Below are 11,975 nucleotides of genomic sequence, written 5' to 3'. Positions count from 1 at the left end.
TGTGCTGATTTGCTTGATCGCTCTTGAGCTATTCTAAAGCCAGATCGGGGAAAAGTAGGGAAGAATTAAGCTGTTAGAAGCAGTTTATTGCACTGGTAAAGGTAGCAATACATAAAAAGTGCTACCTTCACCTAAAGTGCTTTGAACCCAGATTTTGCCATCATGTTGCTGGATGATATCTCGGCAAATAGCTAGTCCTAAACCTGTTCCTCCTTTGTTGCGGGAGTCGGATGCATCCACCTGCTGAAAGCGCTCGAAAATTATTTGTAGTTTATCTTCAGGAATTCCTCGCCCTTGATCTTTGATAGTAATCAAAAGGTATTTGGGTAATAAAGGCTCATTTTCTTTAGGCTCAACGCCTTGAGATTCTGAGAGAGTGGCACTTATATACACCGTGTCTCCTGGTTCAGAAAACTTAATAGCGTTGCTCAGTAAATTAGTCAGGGTTTGCAGCAGGCGATCGGGATCAGCCCAAAGTTCAACTTCTACAGGATTTATAATCAATTTGACTTGTAATTGATCTGCCATTGCTTGCATTGCTTCTGTGGCGGTAGTTAGTAAGTCTGCGGCGTTGTACTTCATCTTCCGCGTGAAGATTTTGCCCGATTTCATCCGCTCTAAATCGAGAATATCGTTCACTAAACGAATTAGGCGTTCAGTATTAGTGGTGGCAATGCTCAGAACTTTTTGGCCTTGTTCATTCAGAGTTCCCAGTTGTTCTGAACCCAATAAATCTAATGCTCCCATTGTGGAAGTTAAAGGTGTACGCAATTCATGACTGACTAAAGAGATAAATTCGTTTTCTAGGCGTTTGCGTTCGGTGATATCATTGGCAATTAATAAAGCACACGGTACTCCAGCTAAGTCAATCAATTCGAGAGATATCAGTACAGTTTTTAGTTCTGCACACTTAGTCGAAAATTCAAATTCTAGATTGTACAGTGAACCAGTTTCTGGCAGAAGTTGAATTGTTTGAGCGATCGCGACTGTGTTTTTACCCAAATTAAGTTCAGTAGCAGTATTTCCAATCACTTCGTCTAGAGAGTAGCCGCTCATCTTCAAGAAACTGGGATTGACATCAATGAAACGAGCATTCGAGACTGTAGCGATCGCGATCGGATTGGGACTAGAGCGAAAAACTTTAGCAAACTTCTCTTCTGCTTTGGCGCGATCGTGAATTTCCTGCTGCAACCGCTCATTTTGGGCTTGGAGTTGTTGTTGCAGTTTCCAAATCGTTAAGTGATTTTCAATTCGTGCTAAAACCTCTTCTAGTTGAAAAGGCTTAGTGATATAGTCCACTCCCCCAACTGCAAAGGCTTTCACCTTATCTAGCACATCACCTAAAGCGCTGATAAAAATTACCGGGATTTTGCGAGTGCGATCGCTTGCCTTCAAATGTTCGCAGACTTCATACCCATTCATCTCCGGCATATTCACATCCAGCAAAATCAGGTCGGGGGGAACTGCATTTGCCCCTCGTAACCCCGTAGAACCCTTAGTTACACTCCGAACTTTATATCCCTGTTCTGTCAACATGGCAGATAAGAGGTTCAGGTTTTCTGGCGTGTCATCAATCACCAGTATGTCTGCTTTGGGAAAGTTGAGCGGCTCTTTAGGCATGGCAAGATCGACTTTAGCCAGAATAGGCTACTAATGATTTCTAGAAATTGTAACCTTAGTCCTAGGTCTTAATAATCGTTTACAAAAAAATTCCAATTACCCATTTATCTACCCTAGTTCTCCCCGATTAATTTCTAATCTTAAAAACATCAAATCAAATTTGTAGATAACACCTACCAAATTACACAATACGGAGTAACTTGTATGCAAACTTCAACCATGCGTAAACCAATTATTCTTGGATCAGGAGAAGGTAATCAATTCTCAATTATGGGTGGACAATTTACAACCAAAGCAACTGGTGAAGAGACAAATCAAGCTTGGAAAATTTATGAAATTACAGATACACAAGAAAATGGTCCACCACTGCATACTCACCCTTGGGAAGAGGCATTTTATATTCTCGAAGGAGAACTAGATATCCAAGTTGGTACAGAAACAATTTTGGCATCAACCGGCTCTTTTGTTAATATTCCTCACAATGCACCACACGCCTTCAAGATTCGTTCTGCTACTGCTAAATTTCTGGTTTTAATTGCACCTCAAAATGCAAAAAACTTTTATGAAGAAATGGGTCAAATAGCAGATAGTCCATCGCCAAACATGGAAAAAATACAGCCTCTTTTGAACAAATATGGATTGCAATTTCTGGCGTGAATCTTGCGTTTGGATGTAAGGGGTACAGCTAACTGTACACCCTTACGGAGAAAAGCTATACATAAACACGCAGAATTTGCATTTGTTAATTTTGTTGATAAATAAATCTATTTCTAGAAAGCAATATGTACTCAATAACAAAACCAAAAGCTGCTCAACTTTTAACTACTAGCGCGTTTAGTTTGGGACTCATCGCTAGCCTTGTTTTTTACCCAAGCGCAAGTCAAGCAGGTAAAAACGATGCTGGAGTACCTGCCGAACTTCAGGGCGAGTGGCGGTATGGTCGAATCTCGTCTATCCAATACCAAGACAGCTACACAGGTCGGCCAGCAGCCCCAAATGGTTCAAGCGATCAATTTCAACTCGCATCTAACGGAAACTACCAGCGAAATCGGCTGCTTCAAATCACCACTTATAACTGTGAATCTAATCTCTTCATACAGGAAAAAGGCAAAGTTAAGATTGAAGGTCAACGTCTGACTTTCCAACCTAGCGACAGCACATCCAAAGGGCAAATCTGCAATAGCGGGCGTACCTACTCCAGCCGCAATTCGGCAAAGGCTGAGACTTACGAGTGGTCGATTGAGACGAATGAATCCGGGCAGCAAGTTCTACTGCTTGCAACCCCCGATGGCAAGGGTCTAGCTCACTATGGGCGACCTCAATAGATATTTGTTTAAAAAGAATGTAGAGACGCGAAAGCGAGTAGCGAAGCCCAGCCCAGTCTAATTTCGCGTCTCTTGCCTTAACCGAACCCTATTGCAATACATCTTGGATTATCCATTTTTTCTCTCCCCTAGTTCTCCCCGATTGTTTTCTAATCTATAAAATATCGAACTGAGGTTATCCCATGATTCACCATATTTCAATTGCTGTTAGAAACCCCAGCCACGTTGCTCAAGTTCTGGCAGAAATTTTAAAAGCACAAGCTGTTCCATTTCCTCCTAACCCAGGAAGCTATATGGTTATACCTTTTGATGAATACGGTACAGCCATTGAACTCTATCCTTTAGGCTCTCAAATTGAACCTGGTGAAAATGATGAAGAATGCGTATTTGTCCGTACTGCAATTACCTCTATGTATACAGATATTCATGCAGCTATTTCTGTACCCATCAGCCAAAAAGAAATTGAACAAATCGGTGTCCGTGAAGATTGGCGTGTAGTGCGCTGTAACCGCGATTCTTTCTTTGATGTGATTGAGTTTTGGGTAGAAAACAGATTAATGATTGAATTGCTAACACCAGAAATGGCATCTCAATATTTGAAATTCGCCACTCAGCAAGAAAATCTAAAATATTTTGTGGCAGAACCAGCTTTAGCAACAACTTGATAAATATTTATAGCAATCCTATTTGGTTTGCAATTCTCGCAAACCGCAGATCCTCGGCTTCTCAAATAAGTCGGGGATCTTGTTGATCGCGAATGATTCAGAATTGCTATGTTAATTTATTTAATTTAAGTACGTTTGCAACTAAAGAGCTATGCCTGCGGCGGGCATAGCTCTTTAGTTATGGTAAATAACAAAAGTGAGGAAAGGAGCAAAGGCAATGATTTAGAATCAACTTATAGGTAAACCAGTACCAACATGATTGACCACGACCGTTTATTTAAAGAACTAATTGCAACATTTTTTATAGAATTTTTAGAATTATTTTTTCCCCAGGTAATTGCTTATCTAGAACCTGACTCATTGAAATTCTTGGACAAAGAAGTATTTACCGATGTCACTGCTGGCGAACAATACGAAGCTGATTTAGTAGTACAAGTAAGATTTCGAGAACAAAAAACTTTTTTCTTGTGCATATCGAAAATCAGTCATATCCACAAGCTGACTTTGGGCGCAGAATGTTTCGTTACTTTGCGCGATTGTTTGAAAAATACGCTTTACCTGTATATCTAATTGTAGTTTTTTCCTATGACGCTCCTCGCACACCCCAAAAAAATATTTACCGGATGGAATTTCCAGATAAAAATGTTCTGGAATTTAACTATGGGGTGGTTCAACTCAATCAATTAAACTGGCGCGATTTTTTACAACAAGAAAACCCCGTTGCCAGTGCGCTCATGGCTAAAATGAACATAGCACCCTCAGAACGTCCCAGAGTTAAGGCTGAATGTTTGCGTTTGTTAGCGACTTTACGACTCGATCCAGCACGAATGAAAATGATTGGTTGGTTTGTTGACACTTATCTCAAATTAAATGCAGCAGAAGAAGAGATTTTCCAAACTGAGATTGCTAAATTTGAAGTAGCCAAACAAGAGGTAGTTATGGAAATTGTTACTAGTTGGGAATTAAAAGGAATACAAAAGGGAAAGCTGGAAATAATTATGCGCCTGCTAAATCTGAAAGTTGGTGAGGTTACACCTGAATTAGAAGAACGGATTCGCCAATTATCGACTACACAATTAGAAGATTTAGCAGAAGCTTTGTTAGGTTTTGGCAATGCAGGTGATTTGGTAGCTTGGTTAAATGGGTTGGAGGAGTAACAATTAATACAGAAATGTTGAATGCTGATACAAAAGTTTACATATCTAGTTACACTAACTCTAAAAAGCCTAAAATAGTCAACATGACATCATCTCTTCAAACCAATGAACATAACTTATTTTCTGACACATACAAGATTGTAAATAGCGGAATTTATCTAATAGCGTATGTCCCCATTGTTGTGGTACAGATAATATCTGTAAAATTAGATAAGCTATTAAAGTAACGTAAATTTGTATGGTGATACCATTAACATTTTTAGTAATTAACTTGTCAAGTTTTAAGTGCATTTTCAAAAACTTCCACAACAATTCAACTCCCCAACGCAATCGATAAATATCCCTGATTTCATAATCACTAACGGCAGCCTCTCCTAATGTTGGTAAATTGGTTACTAATCGAAACTCAGTTTTCGTTTCTAAATCACAAAAATTAATCACTCTATAGGCTTGAGCATCATTAGATGCACCAACTTTAATTAATCCAGTTTGCTCCTCAAATTCTAACTTCCAATTGTTTTTTACCCGCAAACAAAGTATTTGTTTTCTTGGACTAATTCTTGGATAAATTTAATCCAGCAAAACCTCTATCCATTACACCAACAGCATTATTTGGTAGACTAGACATCATTTTACAACCAAAATTTATAGTCATGGTCATGTCCAAAGTTTATGAAGTTATCTGATGGACTTCCAGTAGCTAAATTTAGAGAACTGAAAAGTTTTACTTGATGGTGTCCTAGTACCCATAACAATTTACTTGTGAGAGTAATAATTGTTGAATCTATTGGACAAATTGCATATTTATCATGTAACTTTTTTTGAACTTTCTTCTGTACTAATTCATTTAATTTTTGGTAAATTTCTTGAAAAGGTTTTTGACTTCGATGTAAGTTTGCTTTAGAGAAAGTAGAAATATCTACCGGAAATCCTGTGTTGTTTAATCTGTTAAATAAATCTCGCATACTTGTTAAGCTGTTATCCATAGCATAAGATAACCAGCACTCAAAGAACAGACGACTGTTCAATACTGGATAATCGTTTTTTGGCAGTCCTCTCAAGATATCTTTGACAATCTTGGGAAATGAATTTATAATCACTATTAAATAGATATACTTTAATCTTCCGCCCAAAATTTAACATATTTTGGGCTGTTTTTATCGGATTTTTCTTAACATTCAACACTTTTGCAATTAATATACATTATTCGTAATTTTTGTAGAGACTTGAGGAACATCGCGTCTCTACATTTTTTGTCACAGACGATCGCACAATCAAAGAAAATATTAACAGGCGAAAATTGAGTGTTTTAAACCCATCTCTGTGGGTAAAGCCTCGTGTAGCTGCGGTTTCTAACCGCCCATTTAACGTTAAGTTGACTCAGTTACAATTTTCTTCCGTTACATCAATAATTTCATCGAAGCAGAAACTTCGGACTAAATTTGTCAATTTTTCTGCCAAAGGAGAATGTGTTGGTGGAATTTGCTCAATTAGTTGAAAAATCCTTTCGGCATCGACTTCAACGGCTGCCTGATTAAGTTCTGTTACCCATTGGGCAGGCATAATGGTAATTGCAGAGCGAAGATCCAAAATGGAAAATTGAATATTCTTTAGATTGTTGTCTGTTGCATCTTCACTGCTTTCTTCTGTACATATATAGCGCACCTGCAAATATTCAGCTATCTTTTCAAAAATTACCTGCTCACGAAATGGCTTACGAACCAAGTCGTTGCAACCTGCGGCTAAGATACTCGCCTGTTGTTCTTCAAAAGCACTGGCAGTTAGGGCAATAATTACAGTGCGGTGATTTGTATTTGTATTTCTTTCCCTGATCCTAATCTCTTTAGTTGCATCGTAGCCGTTCATTACAGGCATCCGCATATCCATCCAAATAAGATGAGGCTGCCAAGTTTGCCACATTGCGATCGCATCTTGTCCATTATTCGCAGCCTCAATTTCAAAACCAATGCTACCAAGAAGTTGCACAATTAAATCACGGTTTTCTTTACGGTCATCCACTACCAGAATCCGGTAAGAGGGCTGGCCTGGTGCTAGCGCGATGACACGTCCCTTATTCAACCTTGGTGAAACTTTCAATGCTGCGGCTAAATTTACTTGGATGTCAAAGCTAAAAGTAGAACCTTGTCTAGGGGTACTCGTTAAGTAAATATCGCCACCCAGCAACCGCACAAATTGGCGGCTGATTGTCAGTCCTAGCCCAGTTCCTTCCTTGGTTTGGATACCACTTGTTGTCTGGACAAAAGGCTGAAACAAGTTATTCATTTCTTCTGGTGCTATTCCCCGTCCAGTGTCTTCGACTTCAAAGTGAAGGAATCGGGCATTGGGGATTGGGGATTGGGGATTGGGAATGGGGCATGGGGCATTGGGCATTGGGCATTGGGCAGGGCTTAATAGTTCTTCCTCCCCTGTCTCCCCTGCTCCCTGTTCACTCCCCAACCTGACTCGTAAAGTAACTCCGCCTGTTTGAGTAAACTTGACGGCGTTCCCCAAAAGGTTAATGAGAACTTGGCGGAGTTTCCCCTCATCTGTCTGGATATAACGGGGAAGATTGGGAGCAATTTCAAATTTGAGGAATAATTGCTTTGTTTGTGCCTTTACCTGAAACATTTCTTGTAATGTTTGCAACAGCAGATAAAGGTCGAAATCTTCAGGGGTGAAAATGATTTGTCCAGCCTCAATTTTGGACATTTCTAGGACATCGTTAATCAGATTGAGTAAGTGTTCGCCACTGCGGTTAATGGTAGCTAAAGATTCACGTTGGTTTGAGTTGAGGCTAGTATCTCGTTCCATTAACTGAGAAAAACCCAGGATGGCATTGAGAGGCGTGCGGAGTTCGTGGCTCATATTAGCGAGGAAAGCACTTTTAGCTTGGTTGGCAGTTTCGGCTGCTTCTTTGGCAATTCTCAGCGCTTCTTCTGCTTGATGTCTGGCTCGACCGATCGCAATTATTTCACCTACCAACTTCAATAGATTAATATCTTCTTGACTCCAAGCTTTACACAAGTGAATCATCGCTGTACCGACAAATCCAACTACTTTACCAGAATGAAGCATGGGTACAGCAGCTACAGACTGAAACGACATGCCCTCAAATAGCTTTCTCTCTGCTGTATCAGGTGGCAAGTCTGCCACAGAAGGGATTTGTATATGGTTGCCACGCACGATCGGAGTATAGAAATAGGGAAAACTTTCAATAGGCGAACCTTTGGCAAGATCGATCAATGGCTCGACATTTTCACCACACCATTCATGAATCAAGTCGAATCGCCTTTGATCTTCGGATAATTCAAAGATGCAGCTGTGTTCGGCACTAATAAACTGAGCGATCGCTTGGAGTGTAAAATTAATTGCTGTTTCTAAATTTTGGTCAATAAATTGGCGAGAAATGCTACTGAGTAAACTTTCTGCTTGAGTCCGGCGTTGCAGGGCGGCTTCTGCTTGTTTGCGATCGCTAATATCACGAGCTACCCCCACAATCTGAAAGTTACCCTGAGCATCTTGTGTGCGGGCTATATTAGCAGTTTGCCAAACCCAGCCTCCATTGCGATGTCTGCCGCGAAACTCAGTATCCGAAATTCCCTCACCTGTTTCGAGGACTGTTTGGGCAACTTCTACACATTTTGGCACATCATCGGGATGAGTAAATAATGCCAAGGAATTACCCTCGATTTCGCTAGGGGCAAATCCGGTAGTCTTCAAAATGTTTGGGGAAATGTAGTTGAATGCCCCATCAGCACTGATAACAAACAGCACATCATTAACCTTTTCAACGATAGTGCGAAACTTTAACTCGCTTTCTTGTAGGGCTGCTTCTGCTTGTTTGCGTTCTAATTCGGCACCGGCACGGGCTGCAAAGATTTTGATAATCAGTTCCCGTCCCGGATCGTGCTTCATTGGTTTGACATCTATCACTGCTAGATGTCCAATGATTTCCCCAGAGGAACTGGTGAGAGGAACGCCAAAAAAACTTTCGGCATTCATCCTCACTAAATCTGCATCTTCAGGGAAAGCAGCTTGCACTCTTTGGGGGTAGTGGCACATATTGCCTTCCAAGGTATGTTGACAAGGAGTGCCGTGCAAATGGTATTCCAAATTTTCGTTAATCGCCCCGCAAGACCAAAATGCCAAAGTGCGGACTTTAGTTTTCCGCTCATCATGAAACTCAGTGACTAGGGCATATTGAACTTGCAATACCTCAGCCAGATAACGAACGCAGGAATTGAAGAATTCATTACCTGTTTTTGCTGCTGTACCCTCAACAATTAAGCGTAAAGCCTGTTCTTGTTGTTTGCGATCGCTAATATCTGTAAAAACAGAATCCAAACAGGATTCTTCGGCGTTGAGACGGAGTGACAACAGTAACCAAACAACCGAACCATCGAGTCGCTGTAGTGCTACTTCAAAATTACGAACTTCACCGTCTTTTTCTAACTCTGCTAACATGCGTGTGCGATCGTCTGGATTAGCATATAAGTCAGTTGTGAAAAACTTGCCAATCAAGTCAGCAGCAGAGGCAAAACCTAAAATATCGGCACCGCGTTGATTAGCCTCGATAATTAATCCATCTTGTTGCCGAGTGCGGAAAATACCCACTTGAGAATTTTCAAAGATGTTGCGGTATTTCATTTCACTACGCCGCAAAGCTTCTTCTGCTTGCTTGCGTTCTGTAATGTCACGCCCTACACCCAAAATAGCAACTGTGCCACTCTCAGAATTAATTGTCGAAGTATTAAAGTTGAACCATCGCCAATTGCCATTTTTGTGTCTTAATCGCACCTCAATATCAGTCAGTTTTTCTCCAGTGGCAGCCCTTTGTAATGCTGCGGCGCTAGTTGCTAAATCTTCCGGTTTGGTAAACTCCACCACAGAATGACCTTCTATTTCCTCTAGGCTGTATCCCATAATTGAGGTAACGTTAGGCGAATGATAGGTAAAGATTCCATCTAGGTTAAGGACGAATATCAGGTCATTAGCATTTTCAACGATGCTACGGAACTTTAACTCGCTTTGCTGGAGGGCTGCTTGAGCGCGTTTGCGTTCTGTGGCATCAGTGCCTACTGAAAGAATTTCGATTAAGTTTCCTTGTGCATCTAATATGGGTTTATTTGCCCAGACTATCCAGACGCGATCGCCATTTTTGCATAAGTTCTCATTTTCGTTGAATAGATAGTTTTCTGGGTGTTTACAAATATCAACCATTAATGTCTGTAAGTCGCGCCCAGAAGTTTCGGTTTCTGGAACAATTGTGCCGATGACATTACGCTCGATAATTTCATCTAAATCGAAGCCAAAAAGCCTTTGACCGTAGTCATTTAAAAATATAATGTCACCGTTACTGTCCCAACGCAGAATGATACAGTTGGCTGTTTGCACCAAATCTCGATACTGGACTTCGCTCTGTCGTAAGGCTTCTTCGGTGCGTTTGCGGTCACTAATATCGCGCACCACTGCCAAGATGTGTGGCTTACCGTTGTAAATGCAAGTCGTTCCTTTGACTTCCACATCTATTAAAGTACCATCTTTGCAGATATCAACTGCTTGCCCATAAAATTGCTCACCAGATCGCGTTGTTTCAAGAAACTCTAGAAAAACCGAATGTGAGCTTGGGTGAATATAGACAGATGGATGTAAAGTGAGAAATTCTTCATAAGAATAACCGTGCATTTGATAAGCCGCAGGATTAACTTCAGCGACTTTTTCGGACTCTATATCAGTAATAAATAGTCCATCATTGATTGCTTCAAAAATAGTGCGATATTGCAACTCACTTTGCCTTAGTGCTTCTTCTGACCTTTGGCGTTGGGTGATGTCGCGGAAAGTCCACACTCTACCAATAATCTGTTCGCCAATGCGCTGAGGACAGGAATATCGCTCAAATATCCTACCATCTTGTAGTTCTAAGCAATCATAACTAACTACTTCCGGCTGTGAATACAATTCTCGGACTCGTTGTAAAAACCCATCGGGGTCTTTTAGCTGGTTTGCCAAATACCCTAGTCGCTGAGGATGATCTGGTTCTGTCAAAAGTTCTGGTGGAATTGACCACATTTCTAAGAACTTTTGGTTATGAGTAGTAATATTACTTAATGTATCAACTACTAAGATACCGTCTTGAATCGATTCAAAGATAGCGCTTAACAAAGACAAAGAGTTTTCTAAGGCTACTTGAGTTTGTTTGCGTTGCGTAGCTTGTCGATAGACATCGCTCAAATCCCTTCCTAAAACCACCAGAGCCTTGCGTCTACCATCCTGGTGAAATAGGGGAGCTTTAATCATATCGACACTGCTGACTGTCCCATCAGGTCGAGGTATAATTTCTTCTACCCGATGCACGCATCCCAGCTGCCAAGCTTGTTCATCTGTTTCGTTGCAGTTGAGTAAAGCATCGTGATAAAAATTGCTAAATTCTGCCAGTTCGGAGTCTGTTTTGCCTTGATAATCAACCCCTTGTATCTCTAAAAATTCTAGGTTAGCTTGGTTTGACAACAACCATTTTCCTTCGCCGTCCTTTAAACAGATAATATCGGGTGTAGCGTTAATTAATGTCTGCAATCGCTCTTCAATCTCTTGCAAAGATTCTTGAGTTTGTTTCGTTAGCGTGATATCCCGAATCACCAGTATTGCACATCGATCTTGAGTCAGTTCGGTACAGCTACCAGAAATTTGTAGTGTTAAAGTTCGCTCACCCTGCTGGTACTGATAATTTGCTGTTTCATACTCCCCATTGAGTATCTGCACATCAGGATACGCTGGCTGTTCTGCTTGTGCTAAGGGTAGCAAGTCAGTTAATTTTGCGCCGCAGATATTGCCGTGGGGTTGATTTACCAGAAATTCAAAATGAGAATTGCACCATTGAATGCGTCGGTCTTCTCCTACCCAGACTACAGCATCAGCGATCGCACGTAATGTTACTTCCATCTTGGTGAGGGTAGCTTGCAATTGCTTCACCTGCTCCAATTGTTTAGCGCTCATCACCCACTCCTTAATGTCTCCTGGTATAGATAGAACAACTTGGTATAGTGATTGTATCTATAGTTAATCGTTAAGATATTTAACCATAGCAAAACTACATACTGCCTTTAAATGTTACAGCATCAATACGGTTATCAGCATCATTGAGGGTTAAAGGGGAAAGGGGAAAGGTTTTGAATACATCCTTTACCCAATACTCAAAAAGCCTTCTTTCC

At 40.7% G+C, this 11,975-nt stretch carries 5 protein-coding genes and 2 pseudogenes; 4 read left to right on the top strand and 3 right to left on the bottom strand.

Going from position 1 to position 11,975, the window contains the following annotated elements; genetic code table 11:
- Window positions 1–84: 84 nt before the first annotated feature.
- On the bottom strand, window positions 85–1,620 hold the full coding sequence (locus NPUN_RS25500; RefSeq protein ID WP_012411336.1) for an ATP-binding response regulator: 1,536 nt from the start codon (window positions 1,618–1,620) through the stop codon (window positions 85–87).
- Window positions 1,621–1,824: 204 nt separating this feature from the next.
- On the opposite strand from NPUN_RS25500, the gene NPUN_RS25495 reads away from it, so the two are divergent.
- The 4 genes and pseudogenes from NPUN_RS25495 to NPUN_RS25475 all read left to right on the top strand — a co-directional run bounded on the left by NPUN_RS25495 (window position 1,825) and on the right by NPUN_RS25475 (window position 4,767).
- Window positions 1,825–2,277, top strand: a complete 453-nt coding sequence (locus NPUN_RS25495) for a cupin domain-containing protein (RefSeq protein WP_012411335.1) — start codon at window positions 1,825–1,827, stop codon at window positions 2,275–2,277.
- A gap of 125 nt (window positions 2,278–2,402) precedes the next feature.
- Window positions 2,403–2,945: a hypothetical protein gene (locus NPUN_RS25490; protein WP_012411334.1), complete on the top strand. Its 543-nt coding sequence runs from the start codon at window positions 2,403–2,405 to the stop codon at window positions 2,943–2,945.
- Window positions 2,946–3,127: 182 nt separating this feature from the next.
- The gene (locus tag NPUN_RS25485; protein ID WP_012411333.1) at window positions 3,128–3,610 is read left to right on the top strand and encodes a hypothetical protein; all 483 of its coding nucleotides are present in this window, start codon (window positions 3,128–3,130) and stop codon (window positions 3,608–3,610) included.
- Window positions 3,611–3,865: 255 nt separating this feature from the next.
- A pseudogene (locus NPUN_RS25475) lies at window positions 3,866–4,767 on the top strand (Rpn family recombination-promoting nuclease/putative transposase).
- Between the two features lie 78 nt (window positions 4,768–4,845).
- Here the strand turns inward: NPUN_RS25475 and NPUN_RS25470 are convergent.
- Window positions 4,846–5,867: pseudogene (locus NPUN_RS25470) on the bottom strand (IS4 family transposase).
- 280 nt (window positions 5,868–6,147) lie between these two features.
- Complete coding sequence (locus tag NPUN_RS25465; RefSeq protein ID WP_012411332.1) at window positions 6,148–11,760, bottom strand: PAS domain S-box protein; 5,613 nt, start codon at window positions 11,758–11,760, stop codon at window positions 6,148–6,150.
- Window positions 11,761–11,975 lie beyond the last annotated feature (215 nt).

The organism is Nostoc punctiforme PCC 73102 (assembly GCF_000020025.1).
GTDB classification, from domain to species: domain Bacteria; phylum Cyanobacteriota; class Cyanobacteriia; order Cyanobacteriales; family Nostocaceae; genus Nostoc; species Nostoc punctiforme.
Note: the sequence above shows the minus strand (reverse complement) of the source record. Positions and strands in the feature narration are given on the sequence as shown.